Origin of the sequence: Pseudidiomarina sp. PP-1MA, assembly GCF_041200125.1 — a bacterium.
Lineage (GTDB): Bacteria > Pseudomonadota > Gammaproteobacteria > Enterobacterales > Alteromonadaceae > Pseudidiomarina > Pseudidiomarina fusca.
This window is the reverse complement of the sequence record NZ_CP165718.1, coordinates 1212850-1236392: the sequence shown is the minus strand read 5'-3', so window position 1 is coordinate 1236392 and position 23543 is coordinate 1212850. Positions and strand designations below refer to the sequence as shown.

Annotated in this window: 19 protein-coding genes; 8 read left to right on the top strand and 11 right to left on the bottom strand. The window is 48.5% G+C overall.

Annotated elements, in window-relative coordinates:
• Positions 1 to 242 precede the first annotated feature (242 nt).
• The 4 genes from nrdA to AB8S08_RS05935 all read left to right on the top strand — a co-directional run bounded on the left by nrdA (position 243) and on the right by AB8S08_RS05935 (position 4426).
• Entirely contained in the window at positions 243 to 2582 is a 2340-nt protein-coding gene (nrdA, locus tag AB8S08_RS05950; protein WP_110074991.1) for a class 1a ribonucleoside-diphosphate reductase subunit alpha, read from the top strand.
• Between the two features lie 83 nt (positions 2583 to 2665).
• Positions 2666 to 3796, top strand: coding sequence for a class Ia ribonucleoside-diphosphate reductase subunit beta (gene nrdB / locus AB8S08_RS05945; RefSeq protein ID WP_110074990.1), 1131 nt, complete (start codon positions 2666 to 2668; stop codon positions 3794 to 3796).
• 6 nt (positions 3797 to 3802) lie between these two features.
• Positions 3803 to 4063, top strand: a complete 261-nt coding sequence (gene yfaE / locus AB8S08_RS05940) for a class I ribonucleotide reductase maintenance protein YfaE (RefSeq protein WP_110074989.1) — start codon at positions 3803 to 3805, stop codon at positions 4061 to 4063.
• A 99-nt stretch (positions 4064 to 4162) separates the two neighbouring features.
• A complete protein-coding gene (locus tag AB8S08_RS05935) occupies positions 4163 to 4426 on the top strand; it encodes a GrxA family glutaredoxin (protein WP_110074988.1) in 264 nt (87 codons plus the stop codon).
• Between the two features lie 27 nt (positions 4427 to 4453).
• Here the strand turns inward: AB8S08_RS05935 and hrpA are convergent, their stop codons facing one another.
• Positions 4454 to 8188 carry an ATP-dependent RNA helicase HrpA gene (hrpA, locus tag AB8S08_RS05930; protein ID WP_369744106.1) on the bottom strand — a complete coding sequence of 1245 codons (3735 nt, stop codon included), beginning with the start codon at positions 8186 to 8188 and terminating at the stop codon, positions 4454 to 4456.
• Between the two features lie 94 nt (positions 8189 to 8282).
• Entirely contained in the window at positions 8283 to 9374 is a 1092-nt protein-coding gene (locus AB8S08_RS05925; RefSeq protein ID WP_369744105.1) for an isoaspartyl peptidase/L-asparaginase family protein, read from the bottom strand.
• A gap of 145 nt (positions 9375 to 9519) precedes the next feature.
• Between AB8S08_RS05925 and sbcB the strand changes: the two genes are divergently transcribed.
• On the top strand, positions 9520 to 10953 hold the full coding sequence (gene sbcB, locus AB8S08_RS05920) for an exodeoxyribonuclease I (protein WP_369744104.1): 1434 nt from the start codon (positions 9520 to 9522) through the stop codon (positions 10951 to 10953).
• A gap of 41 nt (positions 10954 to 10994) precedes the next feature.
• Positions 10995 to 12611, top strand: coding sequence for a GMC family oxidoreductase (locus AB8S08_RS05915; protein ID WP_369744103.1), 1617 nt, complete (start codon positions 10995 to 10997; stop codon positions 12609 to 12611).
• Positions 12612 to 12649: 38 nt separating this feature from the next.
• Here the strand turns inward: AB8S08_RS05915 and AB8S08_RS05910 are convergent, their stop codons facing one another.
• Positions 12650 to 14995, bottom strand: a complete 2346-nt coding sequence (locus tag AB8S08_RS05910; RefSeq protein ID WP_110074983.1) for an RND family transporter — start codon at positions 14993 to 14995, stop codon at positions 12650 to 12652.
• A gap of 14 nt (positions 14996 to 15009) precedes the next feature.
• The gene (locus tag AB8S08_RS05905; RefSeq protein WP_369744102.1) at positions 15010 to 16164 is read right to left on the bottom strand and encodes a WD40/YVTN/BNR-like repeat-containing protein; all 1155 of its coding nucleotides are present in this window, start codon (positions 16162 to 16164) and stop codon (positions 15010 to 15012) included.
• Positions 16165 to 16376: 212 nt separating this feature from the next.
• Between AB8S08_RS05905 and AB8S08_RS05900 the strand changes: the two genes are divergently transcribed.
• On the top strand, positions 16377 to 17732 hold the full coding sequence (locus tag AB8S08_RS05900) for a DUF1329 domain-containing protein (protein ID WP_110074981.1): 1356 nt from the start codon (positions 16377 to 16379) through the stop codon (positions 17730 to 17732).
• A 75-nt stretch (positions 17733 to 17807) separates the two neighbouring features.
• Here the strand turns inward: AB8S08_RS05900 and AB8S08_RS05895 are convergent, their stop codons facing one another.
• The 4 genes from AB8S08_RS05895 to AB8S08_RS05880 are packed head-to-tail and all read right to left on the bottom strand — an operon-like array spanning position 17808 to position 21240.
• On the bottom strand, positions 17808 to 18677 hold the full coding sequence (locus AB8S08_RS05895) for an NAD(P)-dependent oxidoreductase (RefSeq protein ID WP_369744101.1): 870 nt from the start codon (positions 18675 to 18677) through the stop codon (positions 17808 to 17810).
• 32 nt (positions 18678 to 18709) lie between these two features.
• Positions 18710 to 19645, bottom strand: coding sequence for a diacylglycerol kinase family protein (locus tag AB8S08_RS05890; protein ID WP_369744100.1), 936 nt, complete (start codon positions 19643 to 19645; stop codon positions 18710 to 18712).
• A 15-nt stretch (positions 19646 to 19660) separates the two neighbouring features.
• Entirely contained in the window at positions 19661 to 20467 is an 807-nt protein-coding gene (locus tag AB8S08_RS05885; RefSeq protein WP_369744098.1) for a methyltransferase domain-containing protein, read from the bottom strand.
• A gap of 14 nt (positions 20468 to 20481) precedes the next feature.
• Positions 20482 to 21240 carry a Nif3-like dinuclear metal center hexameric protein gene (locus AB8S08_RS05880; protein WP_369744189.1) on the bottom strand — a complete coding sequence of 253 codons (759 nt, stop codon included), beginning with the start codon at positions 21238 to 21240 and terminating at the stop codon, positions 20482 to 20484.
• 133 nt (positions 21241 to 21373) lie between these two features.
• On the opposite strand from AB8S08_RS05880, the gene AB8S08_RS05875 reads away from it, so the two are divergent.
• Complete coding sequence (locus AB8S08_RS05875) at positions 21374 to 21736, top strand: hypothetical protein (protein WP_369744096.1); 363 nt, start codon at positions 21374 to 21376, stop codon at positions 21734 to 21736.
• Positions 21737 to 21826: 90 nt separating this feature from the next.
• Here the strand turns inward: AB8S08_RS05875 and AB8S08_RS05870 are convergent, their stop codons facing one another.
• From AB8S08_RS05870 to AB8S08_RS05860, 3 genes are read right to left on the bottom strand one after another with little or no spacing between them, the layout of a single operon-like run.
• Complete coding sequence (locus tag AB8S08_RS05870) at positions 21827 to 22360, bottom strand: DUF3833 domain-containing protein (protein WP_369744095.1); 534 nt, start codon at positions 22358 to 22360, stop codon at positions 21827 to 21829.
• Positions 22360 to 23010, bottom strand: a complete 651-nt coding sequence (locus tag AB8S08_RS05865; RefSeq protein ID WP_369744093.1) for a chalcone isomerase family protein — start codon at positions 23008 to 23010, stop codon at positions 22360 to 22362. Before AB8S08_RS05865 ends, AB8S08_RS05870 begins: the two co-directional genes overlap by 1 nt.
• Positions 22976 to 23539 (bottom strand): DUF2878 domain-containing protein, encoded by a 564-nt coding sequence (locus tag AB8S08_RS05860; protein ID WP_110074973.1) that lies wholly within the window; start codon positions 23537 to 23539, stop codon positions 22976 to 22978. Before AB8S08_RS05860 ends, AB8S08_RS05865 begins: the two co-directional genes overlap by 35 nt.
• Between the last annotated feature and the right edge of the window lie 4 nt (positions 23540 to 23543).

Here is a 23543-nt window from a genome sequence, read left to right as displayed (position 1 = left end):
TTTCAGGGTGCTTGATTTTACTAAACCTCTATTGCACCGTAGGTTTTAGCGAAAGCCTACACTTCGGTTAGTCAAACCTTCCCCTTTTTGTAACGTAAACGCACTTGATCAGTGTGCGATAAGTGCTAGGATAACCCCATTCATTCATCCCAAGATATTGTGTAAAAAACCGTCGTGCAGTCCTAACACGCACTATATCTTGTGGCTAGACAAAACAACCATAACAACGATGGATGCGCCTCATGAACCAAAAGCTTTTCGTAACTAAACGTAGCGGTGAACGCGAACCTTTAAACCTAGACAAAATTCACCGGGTGATTAGTTGGGCAGCCGAAGGCTTGAACAACGTTTCGGTATCACAAGTTGAAATCAAATCCCATATCCAATTTTATGACGGTATTAAAACTGAAGATATTCACGAGACCATCATCAAAGCTGCTGCTGACCTTATCTCTGAAGAAGCACCTGATTATCAGTATTTAGCAGCGCGCTTAGCAGTTTTCCATCTACGCAAATTAGCTTACAACCAATTTGAGCCGCCACACTTGTATGATCAAGTCACTAAAATGGTGGCTGCGGGTCGTTACGATAAACACTTGTTGACTGACTACACGCGCGAAGAATTCGAGCAAATGAACGATTTTATCGATCACGCCCGCGACTTGAACTTTTCCTACGCAGCGGTGAAGCAATTAGAAGGCAAATACTTGGTGCAAAACCGAGTGACCGGTGAGCTCTATGAAAGTGCGCAATTTTTGTATGTCTTAGTCGCTGCCTGTTTGTTTGCGAACTATCCGAAAGAAACTCGGATGAGCTATGTACAGCGTTTTTACGATGCCACGTCATTGTTTAAGATCTCCTTGCCAACCCCTATCATGTCAGGCGTTCGTACTCCTACGCGCCAATTTAGCTCGTGCGTATTGATTGAAACAGGCGACAGCTTAGATTCAATTAACGCCACTGCAAGTGCGATTGTTAAATACGTTTCTCAACGCGCTGGGATTGGCATCAACGCGGGTCGTATCCGTGCGCTTGGTAGTGCCATTCGTGGCGGCGAAGCTTTCCACACCGGCTGTATCCCATTCTACAAATACTTCCAGACAGCGGTTAAAAGCTGTTCTCAGGGCGGTGTTCGTGGCGGTGCCGCTACCCTGTTCTATCCGCTTTGGCACCTAGAAGTAGAAAGCTTGCTGGTTCTTAAAAACAACCGCGGCGTTGAAGAGAACCGTGTGCGTCACCTTGATTATGGCGTGCAATTCAACCGTGTTATGTATCAGCGCTTGATCAAAGACGACTACATCACTTTGTTTAGCCCGTCTGATGTCCCTGGTTTGTACGATGCTTTCTTCGCCAATCAAGAAGAATTTGAACGCCTCTATCTGCAATACGAAGCCGACGATAGCATTCGCAAGAAGCGTATCAAAGCCATTGAACTCTTTAGTTTGTTCATGCAAGAGCGTGCTAGTACAGGTCGCATCTACCTGCAAAACGTGGACCATTGCAACACCCATAGTCCGTTTGACCCGGCGGTTGCCCCTATTCGACAAAGTAACCTGTGTTTAGAAATCGCCTTGCCAACCAAGCCATTGCGCCACGTGAATGATGAAGAAGGTGAAATCGCTTTATGTACGCTGTCGGCCTTTAACTTAGGTGCGATTAAATCGTTAGATGAACTTGATGAAATGGCTGATTTAGCCGTGCGTGCGCTTGATAGCTTACTCGACTATCAAGAATACCCTGTACCTGCAGCTCGTAACGCAACCATGGGCCGTCGTACGTTGGGCATTGGGGTAATTAACTACGCTTATTATTTAGCTAAAAACGGTGTTCGTTATTCGGATGGTTCAGCGAACGCGTTAACTCATCGCACTTTTGAGGCTATTCAATACTATTTGATGAAGGCTTCCATGAACTTAGCGAAAGAGCTTGGTGCTTGTCCTAAGTTTAATGAAACCACCTATGCCAAAGGTGTGATGCCAATCGACACCTACAAGAAAGATCTGGATAGCGTTTGCCAAGAGCCATTGCATCTTGATTGGGACCAGTTACGTCGTGATGTACAACAATACGGTATGCGTAACTCTACCCTGTCTGCCTTAATGCCATCAGAAACCTCGTCGCAGATTTCTAATGCTACCAACGGTATTGAACCACCGCGCGGACATATCAGCATTAAAGCATCAAAAGACGGTATTACGAAGCAAGTAGTGCCTGAATACGAAACGTTGAAAGACGCGTATGAGCTGTTGTGGAGCATCCCTAGTAACAAAGGTTACTTAGAATTAGTTGGCATTATGCAGAAATTCGTCGACCAAACCATTTCCGCCAACACCAACTACGACCCAGCCAAGTTTGAAGCAGGCAAAGTGCCAATGAAGCAGCTGCTACAAGACTTGCTCTATGCCTATAAGTTAGGCGTAAAAACGCTTTATTATCACAACACGCGTGACGGCGCTTCAGATAACCAAGTAGATTTGCGTGACAAAGTAGAAGCTAAAACTCGTGAAGAAGAGAACCAACAAGCAACTGTCGCCATTATTGAAGAAGACGATGATTGTGCCGGTGGTGCCTGTAAGATCTAGTTCTGCGGCTTAATAACAACAAGTTGCATTCGCTGAGCAGCGCCGCTGCTCAGCTGATGATGCTAAAAAAGGTGTGCTAAGGTATGAGTTATTCAACATTTAATCAGAACCAAGTTAACCCTCTGTTAGAGCCAATGTTTTTTGGTAATTCAGTCAACGTTGCGCGCTATGACCAACAAAAACACAGTATTTTTGAAAAGCTGATTGAAAAGCAAATTAGCTTTTTTTGGCGCCCCGAAGAAGTTGATGTCAGCCGCGACCGCGTTGATTTTCAAGCGTTAACTGATAGCGAAAAACATATTTTTATCTCTAACTTAAAGTACCAAACCTTGTTAGATTCAGTACAAGGACGTAGCCCTAACATTGCGTTGCTGCCGATTGTATCCATTCCTGAATTAGAAACTTGGATTGAAACTTGGTCGTTTTTTGAAACCATTCACTCACGTTCGTACACGCATATTTTGCGAAATTTATTTACTGACCCGAGTGAAGTTTTTGAAGACATCGTGATTAATGAAGAAATTCAGAAACGAGCCACCGATATTTCTCGCTACTACGATGATTTGATTTTCTATACGCAGCTTTGGCAAACCCATGGCGAAGGCGAATGGGAAGTTGACGGTGAGAAGCATCTGGTTAGCATGCGTGAGCTCAAGAAAAAGCTATTCTTGTGCATCAACTCAGTGAATGCGCTAGAGGCTGTTCGTTTTTATGTAAGCTTCGCTTGTACCTTCGCCTTTGCTGAACGTGATCTGATGGAAGGTAACTCAAAAATCATCCGTCTTATCGCCCGTGATGAGAACTTGCATTTGGTCTCTACTCAGCAAATTCTTAATCTATGGCAATACGGTCAAGATGACCCAGAAATGAAAGAAATTGCCGAAGAGTTACGCGACGAAGCACTGAACATCTTTATGAAGGCTGTTGAACAAGAAAAGCAATGGGCCCACTATTTGTTCAGACATGGCTCTATGATTGGCCTAAACGAAGAAATGCTCTGCCAGTACGTGGAATACATTGCTAATATGCGAATGGAAGCCATTGGTTTTGATGCGCCCTTTAAACAGCGTAGCAACCCGCTACCTTGGATGAATAAATATCTGGTATCAGATAACGTTCAAGTAGCCCCCCAAGAAGCTGAAATCACTTCTTATTTGGTTGGGCAAATTGACAGTAACGTAAGTGCTTCTGACCTCGGAGATTTTGAACTCTAAATCATCATGAGCACTGCGTATAAAGTCATCGTCAATGGTCAGCAGCAGCTGACCGTTGACAGCTCACAGGGTACCCTCTTAGAAGCTATGGAAGCGGCTGGATTAGAGCCCCACTATCATTGTCGCAATGGTTTTTGCGGCGCCTGTCGAGTGCAACTAGTTCAGGGCGATATCACCTACATCAACGAGCCACTGGCTTTTGTGCGGCCCGGCGATTGTCTGCCATGCTGCTGCGTTGCAGCCTCGGATCTTGAAATTAATCAATAATCGCTAGGTTCGATAGCCGCTATCCACAAAACTCATTGGCAAGCCGCCGCTGTTTGTAGGAAAATACGGGCAATATCACATTTTTTTAAGGAGTCTGAGATGTTTACTGTTATTTTTGGTCGCCCTGGCTGCCCATTCTGCGTTCGTGCAGTACAAATCGCTGAAAAACTGACCGCTGACCGCGATGATTTTGAATTTCGCTACGTTGACATGCACGCTGAAGGCATCTCTAAAGCAGATTTAGAGAAAACCGTCGGCGCCCCCGTCTTAACCGTACCGCAGATTTTTGTGGACGAAAAACACATCGGTGGATGCACTGAATTTGAAGCTTATGCCCGCGCCAATTTAGGTTTATACGCCTAACTTAGTTAAGCACTACTGCAGCAGTATTTAAGCTGCTGCAGCAAGCGCTTGGCGAATTCTCTTTTCTGAGATCGGGTATTGGGTACCCAACGTCTGCGCAAAAAAACTTACCCGCAGCTCTTCTATCATCCATCTAATTTCAAGCACATCTGACGATATCAACTGCTGTTTGTTTTGTTTCGCCAACAGGCTTTGATAGGCTTGCGACAAGTCCGTTAGAACCAACGTGTGTAAACGATCTTTATTTGGATCCACCGGCAGTTTGTCTAAGCGTCGCTCAATTGCCTTCAAGTAGCGTTGAATATCATCCAAACGCTGCGCTCCGGCGTTACTAACAAAACCGGGTCCCACCAAGGCATCCAACTGTTGTGCTATATCGCCGTGGGCTTGAATTTGCTCTAAGCTAACCTTGCCTTTCATCCGTTTACGGATGCTGTGGCTAAGCAGCAGACAAGGCTCCAACTGTTTCGCTATCTCACTCACCCGCTCGTTTAAATGTGCTCTAGCAGTATCATACAAGGCTTGAAAAGCCGCTGGGTCACGGGCTGGATTTGCCTCTATAAACTCATCCAGCGCCGCCCTAATACAATCAGCGATAAGTTCTTCAACATTGCCCCATGGATTGTAATAAAGGGCTAATTTCGCTTTATTAGAAAGCGTTTGCTGCAAATGCCGAATAGGTGACGGTAGTTGCAGCAACAACAGCTGCCGCAATCCTTGCCGATGCGCATGCTCGGCTTTCGCTAGGCTATCGAAGAGTTCTTCACGCACTCCTTCGGCCTCAGCCACTAACGCCGGAAAGGCTTTAATCGCATAGCCTTGTTGTTGCTGCTCGAGCATGTCGGGGAGCGTACCAAACTGCCAACTCGTTGCCGCTTGCGGTGCCTGCTTACTGGCTACTGCCTGAGCGAGGGCCTCTTTCACGTCACCTTGTAGCCGCTGTTGCAACTGGTGTAAATCTCGCCCTTGTTGCAGTACCTTGCCCTGCTCATCCACTACCGCAAAGTTCATCTGTAAATGTGGTGGAATAGCATCTGCGCCACCATGATACCAAGCATCATCAGGGATAGTGACACCCGTCATACGCCGTAATTTAGCGGATAAGGCCGTAAGCAAAGGCTCTTTCGCTATCGTAGCCGCTGGAGTATCAGCTAAAAACGCTTGGGCGTAGTTAGGTGCCGGCACAAAGTTTCGACGGAGTTGTTTTGGCAAGCTCTTGATCAAGGCTACCACCAGATCATGGCGCAGAGCTGGTATTTGCCAGTCAAACCCTTGCGGCGTCACTTGGTTTAGCAGTGCTAGCGGGATCTGCACCGTCACTCCATCATCTTCACTGCCTGGGGCAAAATGATAATGCAGGGGTAAGGTCAGTTGGCCCTGCTGCCAAACATCTGGATAATCATCAGTGGTGACATGCTCCGCGTCTTGGGCCATCAGATCAGCGCGCACAAAATACAGAAGTTGAGGATTCTGTTTAACGGCTTTGTGCCACCAACCGGCTAATAGCTGTTCGTTGTAAATACCCGCGGGAATATGTTCATCATAGGCCTGAAACAGAGCTTCATCATCCACCAGGATATCGCGCCGACGCGACTTGTCTTCGAGCTCTTTAACGCTCTCGATAAGTGCAAGATTGTGCTTAATGAAAGGCAATTGTCGTTTAAGCTGCCCTTGCACCAGTGCCTCACGAATAAAGATCTCGCGCGCTTCAATAGGTTTTACCGGGCCATACTGCACTTTACGCCGTGGCACGATAATCAAGCCATAGAGCGTCACTTGCTCGTCTGCTAACACCGAGCCCTGTTTTTTCGAGAAATGGGGTTCAAAATAACTGTATTTAACCAGGTGTTTAGCCAGCGGCTCAACCCATTCAGGTTCAATCCGAGCATTAATCCGAGCAAACAAACGACTGGTTTCAACAAGCTCGGCGGCCATCAGCCACTTAGGTGATTTTTTAAACAAGCCTGAACCCGGGAACACAAAGAACTTGCGTTGCCGTGCACCCATGTAATCATGGCCTTCTTGCTTGGTACCCAGATGCGAGAGCATACCGGTTAAGAGAGCTTGGTGAATGGCCTCATAGCTGGCTGGTTCTTGATTAATCCGAAAGCCCATACCTCGTACACTTTGGCGCAGCTGAGTGTACACATCTTGCCATTCGCGCACCCGCAGAAAATGAATAAACTCTTCTTTCAGGCGCTTTCGCAGCTGGCCTCTTGAAAGCTCTTTTTGTAATTCCTCAAGATACTGCCATAACAGCAAGAAGCTGGCAAAATCAGAGTCTTTATGGTGAAATCTTTGATGCAGTTGGTCTGCTTTTTGCGCCCCTTGTTGCGGACGTTCACGCGGATCTTGAATACTCAGTGCGGCGGCAATAATTAATACTTCTTGCATACAGCCAAATTGATTCGCTGCTATCACCATCCGCCCCAACCGCGGATCAATCGGCAACTGTGCGATTTGGCGCCCAATCTCAGTTAATCGTGGGCCTTGATACCCGCGCCGCTTATTGCTTTTACCTTGCCGTCCAGTTCCATCTAACGCATGCAGCTCTTCTAATAAATTCAGGCCATCTTTGATAAAACGCTCATCGGGCCTTTCTACGAATGGAAAGCGGCGAATATCACCAAGTTTTGCCGCCGTCATTTGCAGAATAACCGCGGCTAGATTGGTGCGTAAGATTTCGGGATCTGTGTATTCAGGCCGAGCTAAAAAATCAGCTTCATCATAGAGCCGGATACAAATCCCCGGTGCGACCCGGCCACAACGCCCCATCCGTTGATTCGCTGAAGCTTGTGAAATTTTCTCAATCGGCAAGCGTTGCACTTTGCTGCGGTAACTGTAACGACTGATACGAGCCGTACCTGGGTCTATCACATAACGAATGCCGGGCACCGTTAGTGAGGTTTCAGCTACGTTGGTAGCGATCACAATGCGACGTTGGCTATGCGGCTGAAAAATCCGTTGTTGCTCAGCAGCAGATAGCCGTGCAAACAGCGGTAAAAGCTCAGTATTAGGTAACTGCAAATCACCAATAGCTTCAGCAAAATCACGTATTTCACGCTCACCACTGGCAAAAATCAAAATATCACCGGGTGCTTCACGGCTTAGCTCTAATACCCCATCGCAAACGCCTTGCACTACATCAGCGCTGTCTTGGTTATCATCATCGGCATTGCTTAACGGCCGATAACGCACCTCAACTGGATAAGTACGCCCGGTAACAGTAATGATCGGGGCCTGATTAAAATGTTTGGCAAAGCGTTCCGTCTCAATGGTAGCTGAGGTAATCACCAGTTTTAACTCTGGTCGCTTAGGCAAAATGGTGGCCAACGCGCCTAACAGAAAGTCGATATTCAGACTGCGTTCATGGGCTTCATCAATGATGATGGCATCGTATTGCCGCAACATGCGATCATTCTGCAGTTCAGCCAGCAACATCCCATCCGTGAGCAATTTAATTTCTGTAGTGGGTGCCGTTTGATCATGAAAACGCACCTTGTAACCAACCCGACTACCCAACTCAGTTTCTAATTCTTGTGCGATACGTTGAGCCACACTGCGGGCAGCTAAACGCCGCGGCTGGGTGTGGGCAATCATCTTACCGTAGCCCATTTCTAGCAGCATTTTAGGTAACTGTGTGGTTTTACCTGAACCGGTCTCGCCCGCGACAATCACTACTTGGTGTTTGGCAATGGCCGTTTGAATCTCGGCCTTGGCCTGCACCACAGGGAGTTCAGCTGGAAATTGAATGGTTTGCACAAAAATCCTGCATTAGCACTTAGATATAAAAGGGCTGCTAGTTTAGCAGCCCTCTGTAAGCTTGTTAACCCGCACCAGCAGTCCTGATTACGAGTTAGTTTTCGTCTGCATAAATCGCAATATGAACCGGACCATCACCTTGTTGACTAGCGCGGTACATGCCTTCAGTATTAAATGGCATATGCACCTTGCCTTGGCCGTCAACAATGATCACGCCACCAGTACCACCAACGGGCATCAGCACCTCATGAATTACGGTATCACCAGCACTTACGATATCTTTGCCTTGATAGGTCACTCGTGCGCAAATATCTGCTGCTACCTGATACTTAATAAAATATTCACCATGACCTGTGGCCGAGACCGCACAACTGCCATTATCTGCCCAAGTACCAGCGCCAATCACCGGTGAATCACCAATACGACCGTAGCGCTTACCTGTCATTCCTCCGGTTGAGGTGGCGGCAGCTAAATTACCATGAGTATCCAACGCCACCGCCCCAACGGTGCCATACTTGAAGCGCGCGTCTAGCTGCTGCCATGCGGTTTTATCTTGGCTACCAAGCTGCTGTTTCATGCGTTGCAGCGCATCGAAGCGAGCTTCGGTATTGAAGTAGCTGTTATCCACCCGCTCTAGTTGATGCAGATCAGCAAACTCTTCAGCACCAGCGCCACTGAGCATCACATGCACCGATTCTTCCATCACTTTACGGGCCAAGGCAATCGGGCTTTTGATCGTTGTCACCCCAGTCACTGCTCCCGCCGCACGATTGGAACCGTCCATAATAGCGGCATCAAGTTCATGCTGTTCATCCCAGGTATAAACGGCACCACGACCGGCATTAAACAGCGGAGAGTCTTCCAACACTTGCACCGCCGCGATAACCGCATCCATACTGGTGCCACCGGCGGCTAAGATCTGCTGTCCGGCGGCGATAGCTTCGGCTAGTTTTTCGCGATAGGCGCGTTCCCGTGCTGGCGTCATGCTTGCGCGGGTAATGGTGCCGGCGCCCCCATGAATGGCAATCGCAAACGGTGCGGCCTCGGTCACAGTCGCCTTGGCAGCTACACTAGAATTTGGCTCAGGTGCACTGCTGCAAGCGGCGGCAGTAAAGCAAGCGGTGGCGAGCAGACTTAAGCCCACGCGCTTGTTGGTGGCAAAAGAAAAAGAACTGAGTAGACCCATAATCGCCTCGTTGCTGTTGAATCATTTTATTGTCGTTAGTTTGCTATCTTAGCGGTAATTAGGGTTGCCCGTCACCTCTTGATTGCGGCTCAGTCAGCAATCAGGTAGTCTGACCTGCATACATTAGCAAGGATCATTATGCGCCATGTCTGACGCCAGTTTTTACTTTCATGACTACGAAACTTGGGGGGCTAACCCTCATTATGATCGGCCCTCCCAATTTGCCGGTTTAAGAACCAATTTAGAATTAGAGCCCTGCGGTCGTCCACTGACCCTATTTAGTCAGCCCACGCCAGATTTTTTGCCTCATCCGCAGGCGGTGCTAGTGACAGGTATTACGCCGCAATTTGCGCTTGCGCAAGGTACCAACGAAGCGAGCTTTGCCGCAGCCATCGCAGCACAAATGAGCGTACCCAACACCACTATCATTGGCTACAACAACATCGTCTTTGACGATGAAGTAACCCGACACCTGTTCTACCGTAACTTTCATGATCCCTACGCTCATACTTGGCAGCACCAAAATTCACGCTGGGATCTAATCGACTTGATGCGCGCTTGCTATGCCCTGCGCCCCGAAGGAATCGAATGGCCCTACCATGACGATGGGCGGGTCAGCATGCGCTTAGAAGACTTATCTAAAGCCAATGGTATTGAACACGCCAACGCCCATGATGCTATGGCTGACGTTCATGCCACCATCGGCATGGCTCGTAAAGTTAAACAAGCACAACCAAGGTTGTTTGCCTACGCTTATGGATTACGCCGCAAACAAGCCGTGCAACAACTGATTGATTTGGTAAATTTTGAACCACGCGTGCACATCAGTGGTTTTTACGGCGCACTGAACGGATACGTGAGTGTGATCATGCCGCTAGGCTATCATCCGGAGCAGCCCAACACCCTGCTCTACTGGGATTTACGCCACAACCCGCTGGAGTTTTTAGAGAGTTCGCTAGATGATTTGGTCGAACGCCGCTTTACCCCGCGTAAACAGCTAGCTGAGCAAGGTTTATCGGCCTTCGCTGGGGGAACCCTGCAACTCAATCGCTGCCCTTTTATCGCTAAACTCAATGTGCTCGACAGTACCGCACAGCAGCGTTGGAACTTAGATCTCGAGCAACTAGAACGCCACCGGCAAACGCTACTAGCACAAAGCGAATTACGCGACCGCTTGTGCCAAGCGTTACTGACCAGCAAAACCTATGACGCGGTTACGGATCCTGATTTTATGCTTTACAGCGGCCCTTTCTTTAGTGAACAAGACCGCTCCAACATGGACATTATCCGTAGTACCGCGCCTGAACAGCTACCAGGTTTGACCTTAAACTTTAGCGATTCGCGCTTACCCGAGATGCTGTTTCGCTACCGTGCCCGTAATTACCCAAGTACGTTAACTGATTCCGAACTACTAAAATGGCGTGAATTTTGCCAAGGTCGTCTGCTCTCACCCCCTCCAGGAGGCTTGTCTGCCGAGCGATTTATGCAAGAGCTGGAGTTAGCTGCGCAGCAGCATAGCGATAACTCTCGCAACATGCGTTTATTGAATGATCTTTTACGCTACGCTCAAAGTTTATAAAACGAACAATCACGAACAATAACGAATACAGAACAACAACCATGAGCACAACAAAGTACGATTTTATCATTGTCGGTGGGGGTTCCGCTGGATGCGTGCTGGCGGACCGCTTGAGTGCCTGCGGTAACTACCAAGTGCTCCTAATAGAAGCTGGCGGCAACGGCCAACACGAATTCAGTGATATGCCCGGTGGCGTAGTACGCTTTATGCACCACCGCGGCTTTAATTGGGGCTACCGCAGCAGTGATAAAGCCCCACTTCGCCAAGGCAAAGGCTTGTTTACCCCGCGCGGCAAAGGTTTAGGTGGCAGCAGCTTAATTAATGCCATGATTTATACCCGCGGTGCCCCTAGTGATTACCAGCATTGGGCCAGCTTAACCAACAGCAACTGGGATTGGCCCGCCATATTGGCAAGGTTCAAGAAGCTAGAAGCCAACAGTCGTGGCGCTGACGCTTATCATGGTGCTGATGGGCCGCTCAAAGTCAGTGATGTGCCTACCTATTTTCTCGCTGCCCAACGCTTTGTTGAGGCAGGAGTTGCTGCCGGTATCCCCTTTAACCCAGATTTTAACGGTGCTGAGCTCTATGGTATTGGCCCGTTCCAATTTACGATTCATCAAGCGCAGCGCTGGAGTGTGCGCCGCGCTTTCTTGCTGCCGGCAATGCAACGCCCTAATCTCAAGGTATTGACTGATAGCTTGGTACAGCGGGTGCTCTTTGACCAAAGCCAAGCCCAGCCCCAAGCCGTAGGGATTGAATTAGTCAGTGGCGAGCAATGGCTGGCACAACGCGAAGTGATTATCAGCGGCGGCGCAATCAACTCCCCGCAATTGTTGATGCTATCTGGTATTGGGCCAGCCGCCCAGTTGCAACAACATGGCATCAGTGTCATTGCCGATCGTGCCGAGGTAGGCGCAAATCTGCAAGAGCATGTGGATGTGATGATTCATTACCGCAACAAGCGCAAAGACGGCATCAGTATTAATCCCATAGGATTAGTCAAGATGGCGAAAGCTTGGTGGCAATATCGGCGTGATAAAACCGGCCCACTCGCACATCCTCCGGCCGAGGTGGGTGGATTTTTGCGCAGCAGTGAACAGATAGAGACACCTGATCTACAACTTCACTTTGTCTCGACTCGCTTTAACGACAGCGGGTATGACCTTAAACCGGCTTTCACCCATGGCTATGCCTGCCATGTTTGCCTGTTACGACCACAAGCCCGAGGCCAGTTACGTTTACGCAGTAACAAAGCCACAGATAAACCGCTTTTTAGCTATGACTTTTTGCAGCATCCTAGTGATCAACAGGCGTTGTTGGCTGGGGTGAGACAGGTACGCGAGATTATGAGTCAAGCGCCCCTCGCTGAGCATAATGGCGGCGAAGTATGGCCAGGGCCTTGTGCTAATGATGCGGAGTTGTTAGCTAAGCTGATGAGTAATGTCGGGCTGATTTACCATCCAACCAGCACGTGCCGCATGGGCAACGACCAAGATGCTGTGGTTGATGCGCAGTTGCGAGTAAATGGCGTTGCTGGTTTGCGCGTCATTGACGCTTCCATCATGCCGACCGTAGTGAGTGGCAATACCAATGCACCCACCATGGTGATCGCTGACCAAGGTGCTGATTTTATATTGCAAGACGCCGCTAACAAGTAGCGGCGTCTGCTGGTTCTAACGGTAACGCAAGCCTACAGTTAGTGGGCTTTGCGGCTAAAGTTAGCAAAGAAGCGTGCTAACGCTGGGATCAGGATCAAGGCACCTAGCATGTTCCAGATGAACATAAAGGTTAACAGGATCCCCATATCCGCTTGGAACTTAATCGGCGAGAAAATCCAAGTAGCAACGCCAATAGCCAAGGTCAGCCCAGTAAATCCAACCGCTTTACCGGTGCTGTCTAGCGCGTACTTGTAGCTGTCATCAAGATGCATGCCTTGCGCTAAACCTTCACGAATCTTGGTGTAGATGTAAATACCATAATCCACCCCAATCCCCACACCTAAGGCAATCACTGGCAAGGTTGCTACTTTCACGCCAATGCCCAGAACTGCCATCAAGCCTTGGCTCATCACCGTGGTTAGTGCCAACGGTAAAATGATACAGGTGACTGTACGTAAGCTCCGGAACGTTAGTAAGCATAAGAAAATAACCACGCCATACACCCACAACATCATTTTGTTCTGAGCTGACTCAATCACTGAGTTTGTCGCAGCTTCAATCCCTGAATTACCTGCTGCCATCAATAGTTCAAGACCATCTTGTTGATATTCTTGATTAAAACTATTGACCGAGGCGACCACGGTTTGCAAGGTTTCGGCTTTGTGATCATTCAAGAAGATAATCACCGGTGCCATCGAGCAATCAGGGTTAATCAACCCCGGCGGCGTACGGCCCGTGTAACCATTCAATGAATATTGATTACGAGTTAGGCTATACCACTTTAAATTACCCTCGTTGAGGCCATAGGAACCCATTTTAGCCACATAAGCGACAGACTTAACGTCTTGCACCCCAGGGGTATTTTGCATGTGCCACGTAAAACGGTCTAACAGCTCCAGGTTATCGTAGGCAATACATTGGCTTGGCGCCGTTTCTGCCATCACCACAAACACATCGGTACTCGAGCTGTAGTTATCAACAATAAATTGGTTATCTAAGTTATAACGACTATCTGGGCGCAGTTCTGGTGCCCCTGCGTCTAAATCACCAATCTTCATTTGCTGGCCGTAGTACAAACCCCAAGCTAACCCCATCAGAGCCACAACTAAGGCACTATAGGCCCACTTAGGGCGCGAAAAACGGCTGAAAATATTAAGCACCGGATGTTCTTTTTGGCGCGCTTTAGCAGCGTATTCAACGCCGTCTTTAGAGACTCCGGTGTAGGACATTAAAATAGGTAACATCCCTAAATTAGTTAACACCACGACCGCCACACCAATACTCGCGGCAATAGCTAACTCTTGAATCACCTCAATATCAATGACCATCAAGGTCGTAAAACCGATGGCATCTGAAACCAAAGCAGTTAAGCCAGCGATATACAAACCACGGAACGCCAAACGAGTAGCGCCCACCTTATCTAACGCATCCACTCGGTTATTACTGATGGCGTTGATGATTTGCACCCCATGGCTCACGCCAATGGCAAACACTAAGAACGGCACCAACATCGAGTAAGGGTTAATCCCACTTCCAATCAGTTCAATGATGCCTAACTGCCATACTACCGCAATGATGGAACAACCCAGCACCGCAAAAGCACTGCGCCAACAACGGCTGTACCAGTACAGCATCACGAGAGTGATCACAATGGCGATAACAAAAAACAGCCCTACCTGATACGCACCTTCAATCAGGTCACCAATCACTTTGGCAAAGCCGGTAATGTGAATTTTTACGGTATCCGTTTGATATTTGTCGCGAATGTTCTGCTCTAAGGCTTCAGATAACACCTTGTAATCAAGTTTTTCGCCGGTATCTGGATGCACTTCATATAAAGGCACATAAATCAGTGCCGATTTGAAGTTATTGGCAACTAAGTTACCTACTTCACCAGAGCGCAAAATATTAGTGCGCAATTGATCCAATGAACGCTCAGATGCATCCCATGTGTCTGGAATTACAGGTCCGCCGACAAAGCCCTCTTCGGTAACTTCGCTCCAGCGCACATTCGGCGTCCAAATACTTTTTAAACCACTACGGTCAACACCAGGTACATAGAAAACCTCGTCGGTAATTTGCTGCAAGGTTGCCTGAAACTCTGGGGTGAAAATATCCCCTTCGGTGGTTTCTACCGCCACCCGAATCACGTTACCTAAACTCGCCAAGTCTTCTTGGTGCTTAAAATAGTTCTGAATGAACTCGTGATTAGTAGGAATCATTTTGGTTAAGCTAGCTTCAGGACGAACCTGACTTGCATGCCAGCCCAAATAAACCGTCAAAATAGCAAACAGAGCCAACCACATGGGTCGCATCGAAAACAACACCCGCTCTAACAAAACACTTTTGCCCGGCGGAGTTGATGTTGAAGATTGTTGAGACATAAAAACGTCAATCCTTAGTTACGCAAAGCGGGTTGAGTGAGCAGGCCTCGCTGCCCCACCATAGTCAGGGTACCGTCGTCGTTAAGCACCACGTCGGTTAGTGCGGCACCACTACTGTGAGTGCTTTCAAGCACCTCACCAGCGGCATTCGCCCAGGCTATCACACCAGCATTACCCACTAAATAAACGCCACCATCGGGGGCATCTATTGCAGCATTAATATTGACCGGATCTTGCAAGCTAATCTGACTAAAAGATTCGCCTTGATCCTCGCTTACAAAGATATTACCACGTAGTCCAAACGCCCACAGCCGCTGCTCTGCATCCACATGCAAACCAAAAAACGAGCCATAATAAGGGCTATCTAGGGTTTCCCAGGTCGAGCCCTGATCAGCACTTCGAAAGAGTAATCCCGATTCACCCGCTAAGTAGGTATAATCAGCATCGGCTGTTAAACTATTCAAATGATAGCCATCAGGATTTTCTAGGGCGCCGTCTAGCACTTGCCAACTGTTGCCAGCATCTGTGCTGCGCAACAAGGAGCCATAAGCACCAGCTACTAAGACAACCTCAGGGGTTAGCGCTAATACATCTAAAAACGGTTTGGTGGGGCCTTCTTCTTCGGCAAACTGCGCATTTTCTAAATTAAACTCGGCAGTTTCTAGTGCGAATTCAAGATCGCCAATAAGCTCGTCAGCCCCCTCTGCTTCAGCTGCTGCGCTCTCATCTGTTAATTGTTCAATACGAGTTGCGAAGTAATCTTGCTGTAGCTGAATAAATGCAAAACCATCCAATTGCCGCTGCCAAGTTTGGCCGCCATCGCTGCTACCAACAATCACCCCATGGTGACCGACAGCCCAGCCGTGTTGCGCATCGGCAAAACTCACTGAGCTTAGAAAAACACTGGTAGGAACGGGCATTTGTTGCCACTGCTGCTCGGTGCGGCGCAAAATAATGCCATAATCGCCAACGGCGATATCAGCCTCGCCTGCTTCAGCGATATCACTTAATACCGCCCGCTGCGCTTCTTTTGCCATCACCGCAGGTGCGGTAATCACTTCGTAGGCGGAACTTTCTTCAGCGCTAGCTATAGGCGCTGCTAAGGCCGTTGCCACTGCACTTGCTAGCAGCGTTAATGCTGCACCAGCAGACGCTGTTGCTTTAATCATGGAACCCTCTTGATTGTTCTTGGTCTTAGAATTGTCATGTAAACTGTTGCAAATTTTTGTTTCGCGATACATGCTATGTGAAATCGCTAGAGGTCAAACCAGCTGATACCTTACATCGAGAATGAATGTAACGCTAGTAGCAGTTGGGCATTTATATTACATTAGTTTTGATGTAGCTTTAACGCGAACTAAGAACAACAAGGAAAAGCACAATGAATAAAATGATGCTAAAAGCCGGTATTTTTGCGCTATCAGTGGTATCAGCAAGTGTCATGGCTAAAGTTAGCCCTGACGAAGCCAACCGCTTAGGTCAAGATTTAACTCCGGTAGGTGCCGAAATGGCAGCCAACGCTGATGGTTCTATCCCAGCTTGGACTGGTGGCTATAGTGTGAAAGCAGACGGTGAAGTGCCAGACCGTCCAGCCGACCCGTTTGCCGATGAACAACCGATTCTAACGATCACGCCAGCTAACGTTGATCAGCATGCCAACATGTTGTCGCCTGGCCAGGTGGCCATGTTCAAGAAATACCCAGACTTTAAGATCCACGTCTACCCTACCCACCGTACCGCAGCTTACCCGCAAGCCGTGTACGATGTGATTAAGAAAAACGCCCTTAACGCTGAGCTTATCAGTGGTGGCAATGGTTTAGCTAACTTCGACAAGCACATTCCGTTCCCAATTCCATCATCAGGTGTTGAAGCTGTTTGGAACCACATTACCCGTTATCGTGGTGGCTCGGTTCAACGTTTAGTGAACCAGTTCCCCGTACTAGAAAACGGTAGTTTTGTACCTGTGTTATTGCGTGAGTCGTTGGTATTCCCTGAATACTTAGCCAGCGGCCGTGAGTCAGCAGACGACAACGTGCTGTTCTACTTCTTACAAGAAGTTCTAGCACCGGCACGTATGACGGGTACCGTGCTATTGGTTCACGAAACGATTGACCAGGTGAAAGAAGCACGTCGTGCATGGCTTTATAACGCAGGCCAACGTCGTGTTCGTAAAGCTCCATCAGTAGCCTATGACGGTCCAGGTACCGCATCAGATGGCTTACGGACTTCCGATGGCTTGGATATGTTCAACGGCGCGCCAGATAAATACAACTGGGAACTTGTGGGCAAGCGCGAGATGTATATCCCATACAACAACTACAAGCTGATGGATACGAGCTTGTCGTATGACGATATCATCGGCCCTGGCCACATGAACCAAGACTATGTACGGTACGAAAAACACCGTGTATGGGAAGTGAAAGGCACCTTGAAAGATGGCGAACGTCATATTTATGCAACCCGCCATATGTTTATCGATGAAGATACCTGGACAGCCTCAGTCATCGACCATTACGATGGTCGCGGCGAATTGTGGCGCGTAGCGGAAGCCTACAACACCCAATTCTACTACCACGACACCCCGTGGATGGCAGCAGAAGCTTTGTATGACCTTAACTCAGGTCGATACATCCTACTGGGCCTATCCAACGAAGAAAGCGAGTTCATGAACTTTGGTATTAAGATGAGCCGCTCAGACTTCAGCACCGGTAGCTTACGTCGGATGGGTATTCGTTAAGATCTAAGCCGCTGAGCTTATAAGCAACAGATAATAAAAGGCCTTATCAATTGATAAGGCCTTTTTTATTAGCGATTAATCTCGTTCTAGACGAGCTAACAAACTAGACGTATCCCAACGTGAACCACCCATTTTTTGAACTTCAGCATAGAACTGATCCACCAAAGCTGTCATCGGCATACTCAAGCCTTGGCGTTCTGCTTCCTGCAACGCAATTTTTAAATCCTTGCGCATCCAATCCACGGCAAAACCATGCTCATAATGATTGTTCCACATGGTTTGATAACGATTCTTCATTTGCCAAGAGCCGGCGGCACCTTGGCTAATGGCGTTGATCAAGGTATCTGCATCCAACCCCACTTTACGCGCCAGTTGTAGTCCTTCCGCTAAGCCCTGCACCACCCCAGCAATACAGATCTGGTTCACCATTTTGGCTAATTGCCCATGGCCTGCCGGCCCCATGTACTCACGGGTTTTCGCATAACAAGCTAAGGCCTTGTCGGCTTGAATTAAAGCCTCTTTATCACCACCAATCATAGCCGTTAAAACCCCATTCTCTGCGCCCTGTTGACCGCCAGATACCGGCGCATCGAGCCAACCAATACCACGTTCGGCACAAGCCGCAGCGAGTTCCTTCGCAAGTTCTGCTGACGCAGTCGTGTGGTCAATTAAAATGCTGCCCGGCTGCATGCTGGCCAACACCCCATGCTCACCGTACACCACGCTGCGTACATCATCGTCATTGCCCACACACAGCATCACTAAATCAGCGCCTTGCGCAGCAGCTGCCGGAGTTGCAGCTGCATTACCTTGGTAACGCTGTTGCCACTGCTGTGCTTTGCTTGCAGTACGATTGTAAACAGTGGTGGTAAAACCCCCAGTTTGTAAATGGCCAGCCATGGGATATCCCATCACACCTAAGCCAATAAATGCACATGCAGTCATGTTTGTCTCTCCAACTCAGTCATACACAAGGCTTAATCTATTGGTAAATTAAGTTTAATTGCCCGCGGGCAAACACTCACGGCCACCGGCCCCTCACCAACAATATCACCATCTACTTCAAAAGTTATTGCCGCCGCTGCTAGTATGAACGGCTGCTCTTCGGTCACAGTTACCGGCCGACAATCAATCACTGCTGAGGTATCAATACCACCCCATTTAACTTGTATTAACGCAGCTAACTGCTGCCAGCGTCCCAACAAGGGGATCTCGATACGACGCAAGTCGCCGCGCTGACGGTTGGCTTGTGGGTATACCTCTAAGCCACCGCCAATAAACCGTCCCAATACCACCAGTTGGCCATTTAGTGCCTGCCCAGATGAGGCTTGCGGGTACCATTGAGTGCGTTTGCTTAGCGGCCCGAACAGGTATCGCAATAAGGCGACCGTGTAGCTTAATGAACCTAGCCAGCGCTTCATCCACGGCGGTTGTAAGTGCATAAGATCAACACTGAGGCCACAACCAGCATGATTGATAAAATAATAACTGGCCGTGGCTGTGGCGACTTTACCTAGCGCAAGTTGCAGCTGTTGGTAAGGCGCTCGCATCCGCCAACGCCAGTCCTTAAGCGCAGTGCATCGGTGTTTTGTATGGTTCAAATAATGCCGCGCAAAATCATTACCCGTTCCAACCGCTATCAAACTGATACTCACAGCGCTGTAGGCAAACGCATTAACTGCAATATTGAGGCTGCCATCGCCACCAATCACCAAGCATTCAGCCTTGGTTGTTGGCGCCTTAGTTACTGGCGTCTCGGATGCCGGTGCCATGGCTGCCCGAAGCGCTGCTACGTCGGTGTCTCTATCACCGCTGCTAGCAACTAACTGGGCCTCGCCAAAATAGCTCGCATAAGCTTTAGCATAACGCCGCGCACGCCCACTTAGGCTATGAAAATAAATCACCTGCAGCATATTAGTGACCCAACCCTATGCTCGCTTGAGTTGCCAATGTAAATAACGGCCAATATCACAAAACGGAGCTTGTTGGTTGTAGCGCAGTTCAAGTGCTAATAATTGCTCGAAGCGCTCTTTGTCGGCGGCATTTTTAAGATAATCATGAAAACAACGCACGCCAGTTTTGTATTCTATCTGTAGCCCTGCTTGTTCTAACCACTGAGCTACGTGAGCAGGAGCTAAAGGTTGTTGTGGGCTTAATCGCACTTTTTTCTTAACTGTTAAGCCGGCTTCTACGTAGTCAAAATTACCAAAGATAACGTTAGCCAACACCTTGGCGTCTTTGTTGTAAAACATCAAGGAAATGCCGCCCTGCGGTGCTAGTAACTGGGGTAACAAAGCAATCGCCGCGGCGGGATCTGCTAGCCACTCTAACACCGCATGACACAAAATCAGGTCATAATCATCAGCTACTTGTTCAGGTAGTTGCTGCAACGGCGCTACTAAATACTGATAGCGCTGTGCCACCCCCGCTTGCGCATGCTGTTGTTGCGCTGCCGCCACTATCTCAGCGGATATGTCCGTGTGCATGATGTTGCAGCCTAACTCCGCAAACCACTGGCTAACTTGCCCTAACCCACCTCCAATATCCAAAATTTTTAAGGGGCGCTGCTTTGCTCGTGTTAACCAAGGCTGCAAATCACGTTTTAATACAGCTAAGCGCAAACGACCTTTAGTGGTGGCATAGATGTTGTGCGAAAACTTATGCGTGATGCCATCAAAGGATTGATCTCCTGTGGCTTTCGATGCTTGGTTGTTCTGCTTGTTGTTGCTGTTCATGAAGAAAGTTTGGCCTACGCTGGGTTATCGATATCAATAAAGTGATGCCGCAGGCCAAACTGCGCGGCCAAATGCTCGCCCAAAGCCTGCACACCATAGCGCTCGGTCGCATGGTGTCCAGCTGCGATATAAGCAAGACCTTGCTCGCGCGCACTGTGGGTAGTTTGTTCGCTGATTTCACCACTAATGAAGGCATCAAAACCAGCCGCAGCTACAGCATCGATAAAGCCTTGTCCGCCGCCGGTACACCAAGCCACTCGTTGAATGGGTGCAGCCCGCTCAATACACGCGGTTACTGGACGCTGTAGCGCCTCACTGAGGTGTTCGGCTAAGGCGACGCTGCTTAAGGGCGCGGTTAGGTCACAGCCCATCACCACCCCAGCGGGACTGATGCCGGCCACCTGATAACTATTCTGCCAACCTAGCACCTGTGCTAATTGGGCATTGTTACCAAGCGTGGCATGAACATCGAGCGGTAAATGATAGGCAAACAGATTAACATCTGCTTGAAGTAAGCTTTGTAGCCGACGTTTTTTCATACCCGTAATGACTTCGGGTTCGTTTTTCCAGAAATATCCGTGATGCACCAACACGGCATCGGCATTGAGCGCAAGGGCTTGGTCTAACAGAGCTTGGTTAGCTGTTACACCAGTCACTAAGGTGTTTATCTCTGCTCGTCCTTCTACTTGCAGACCATTGGGACAATAATCCTTAATGGTGTCCACCTGCAGTAATTCGGCCAGATACTGTTGTAATTGATATCGTTGCACAATAGGCCTCAATGTCGTCGCTAAATAGGCTCTTTTTTACCATAAATTACAATCTTTTGCCTTGTTGATTAGACAATAACTAGAAAAGACGGTATAAAAAAGAATCACTCTCATGCAACAACGATAGGAACAACACATGAGCAAACTTGATAAGGACCAAGTATTAGCTGATTATTCAGCAGCTTACCTAAAGGCTCACGGCAAACAACCTAACATCGAAGCCAAAGGCGGCTGGTATAGCGTGGATGGCGGCAAAAATATGCGTCTGGCCCAGTTAGCTGACGCAACAGCCGAGCTTGGCGGTGCAACTGGTAGCTCAGCAGCGCCCGCCAAAGCAAAAGTTTCAGCAAAAAAAGCAGCAGCGAAACCGGCAGTTGCGCCTAAAAAGGCGGTTAAAGTCAGTAAAAGTGGTGGTGGCTTGAGTGCCAAAGAATTGTGGAAGCAGCGCTTAGAACAAGATCAAACCTTGTCGCGGCTACCCCGTGGTTACGATGAGTAAGTTATAACGAGCCGCCTTGGGCGGCTCGTTTGTTATTGCCTGTCTAACTTTTATAAAAATAGCCAGGTACGAATAACTACGCTCGATGACTTAAGAACTCTTACCTATATACAGGGTGATTTCACCTACCGGTAACCCAAACTTGTACATTTGGGTACGGTTAATCATGTTATTTTCATCCACCAAGTACATCCAATCATCAAGGTCAACAGCAAAGGGTTCACCATCAAGCTCAATGATTAGGGTATAGCGCCAATGTAAGGCGTTACCACTCGTAGTGCCTATCGCAGTGCCTTCAACATCGCTGGCACGGCCCTCATAGGTATTGTCTGCGGTTTTGGTTAAATACCAAATACGCTCTTGACGAGTACCGTCCGCATAGTAAAACTGCTCATCTAACACTCCTTCGTTGCCATCCCAAGTACCCTTGAGATCAGCAGTAAAGCGCTGAATAACCTTGCCACTGTAATCTTGGACAATGCCATGTGCCACCAAGTCACCGTTAAAAAAGGTTTCTAACTTAAGCTGCGGTTGCTCACCTTGGTAGTCTTCTAACTTTGCCGAACAGCCCACCAGCAGCACCAACAGCAACAGCGCGATCATAGCTTGCCATGCTTGTTTCATTATTTAGCTCCTATTAATTCATCACGCTCATCTTTAAAGCGTGATTTAGCATCAAGCCAGATAGCTAGAAAGTCATCGGTAAACTGCGCCGATGCAATCTCACCAAGTAATTCCTGATTCGCATAAAACTGCGCTTCGCCCGTATTGGTCTCAACCAAGGTAATACAATCACCTTTGCTCACGTTAGGCCACATCTCACGCAACTCTTGTAACCATTGCTGGTGCTCTGGGGTTTGCACAATCCCTAAACGCTGCCATTCGTCAGCCGTGGTATCCACTAAATCATCCGCATCGATATCACGTAAGTAGGTAAGCTGGAGTGCACGCTGGTTAGCATCGCTAAAGGCACCTGTATCGGTTTTAAGTTGCGCATCATAAACATCCCAAAACCACACTTTTAAGCGTGTTTTGCCTACGGTTTGTAGTTGCTGAAATGCCGGTACTGTACAACTGTCTGCCGCCGCGACAGCCGTCGTCATGGCACTAGCTGCAGCGCTCTCGTTAGCGGCTGCGCTTGGCATACCAACGGCTACCGTTACGAGCATCCCCGCGGCTAAACTGCTCAGTAATGAACGTGCGGCTGACTGCGGTGAAAACATGTTAAGCAGGCTAAGATTAAGACGACTGCGAACTGTTGCTAATGACATCATGACTGCCCTCCTGTGTCTGCTTTATACGTTGTGACACCAGCGCAAAGATCACCATATAAGCAGCCCACAACAAACCATACACCAACCACAAGAGCCATTCTTCAACCAAAATTTCTGCAGCACCCAAGCGGGCACCTATCGCATAAGTTAACGGACCCGAGGCAATGCCCAGCAATGCTGCCCACCAAGGGCGCCCGGCTAAGCCACTGAGAGTGTTCATCAGCATGCCGACAAAGCCCACCCACAGAAGTACCAGCCAAATGGGTAGCCAGCCTTCACTAAAACGTAGGATGCCCATGCTAACCACACTGGCTTCTAATGCTAAACCCAGCACCAACAAAGCGACGTACAAGCGCCAGCTGAAAGGCCCAGTACGCAGTGCTAACACCACCTGAGCAGCCACTAAAACCAACGTCAGCGCCAGCCATTCACCACGCCCAGCAACTGCTGCGAACCACACTGCATCAAATAAAAACAAACCTACCAGCTTAGGCAGGTAGGTTTTTATTAACGCCTTAGGATTAGCCATAACC

Coding starts and splice junctions, on each gene's coding strand:
- nrdA (WP_110074991.1), top strand. CDS start 243: ATGAACCAAAAGCTTTTCGTAACTAAACGTAGCGGTGAACGCGAACCT.
- nrdB (WP_110074990.1), top strand. CDS start 2,666: ATGAGTTATTCAACATTTAATCAGAACCAAGTTAACCCTCTGTTAGAG.
- yfaE (WP_110074989.1), top strand. CDS start 3,803: ATGAGCACTGCGTATAAAGTCATCGTCAATGGTCAGCAGCAGCTGACC.
- AB8S08_RS05935 (WP_110074988.1), top strand. CDS start 4,163: ATGTTTACTGTTATTTTTGGTCGCCCTGGCTGCCCATTCTGCGTTCGT.
- AB8S08_RS05925 (WP_369744105.1), bottom strand. CDS start 9,374: ATGGGTCTACTCAGTTCTTTTTCTTTTGCCACCAACAAGCGCGTGGGC.
- sbcB (WP_369744104.1), top strand. CDS start 9,520: ATGTCTGACGCCAGTTTTTACTTTCATGACTACGAAACTTGGGGGGCT.
- AB8S08_RS05915 (WP_369744103.1), top strand. CDS start 10,995: ATGAGCACAACAAAGTACGATTTTATCATTGTCGGTGGGGGTTCCGCT.
- AB8S08_RS05910 (WP_110074983.1), bottom strand. CDS start 14,995: ATGTCTCAACAATCTTCAACATCAACTCCGCCGGGCAAAAGTGTTTTG.
- AB8S08_RS05905 (WP_369744102.1), bottom strand. CDS start 16,164: ATGATTAAAGCAACAGCGTCTGCTGGTGCAGCATTAACGCTGCTAGCA.
- AB8S08_RS05900 (WP_110074981.1), top strand. CDS start 16,377: ATGAATAAAATGATGCTAAAAGCCGGTATTTTTGCGCTATCAGTGGTA.
- AB8S08_RS05895 (WP_369744101.1), bottom strand. CDS start 18,677: ATGACTGCATGTGCATTTATTGGCTTAGGTGTGATGGGATATCCCATG.
- AB8S08_RS05890 (WP_369744100.1), bottom strand. CDS start 19,645: ATGCTGCAGGTGATTTATTTTCATAGCCTAAGTGGGCGTGCGCGGCGT.
- AB8S08_RS05885 (WP_369744098.1), bottom strand. CDS start 20,467: ATGAACAGCAACAACAAGCAGAACAACCAAGCATCGAAAGCCACAGGA.
- AB8S08_RS05875 (WP_369744096.1), top strand. CDS start 21,374: ATGAGCAAACTTGATAAGGACCAAGTATTAGCTGATTATTCAGCAGCT.
- AB8S08_RS05870 (WP_369744095.1), bottom strand. CDS start 22,360: ATGAAACAAGCATGGCAAGCTATGATCGCGCTGTTGCTGTTGGTGCTG.
- AB8S08_RS05865 (WP_369744093.1), bottom strand. CDS start 23,010: ATGATGTCATTAGCAACAGTTCGCAGTCGTCTTAATCTTAGCCTGCTT.
- AB8S08_RS05860 (WP_110074973.1), bottom strand. CDS start 23,539: ATGGCTAATCCTAAGGCGTTAATAAAAACCTACCTGCCTAAGCTGGTA.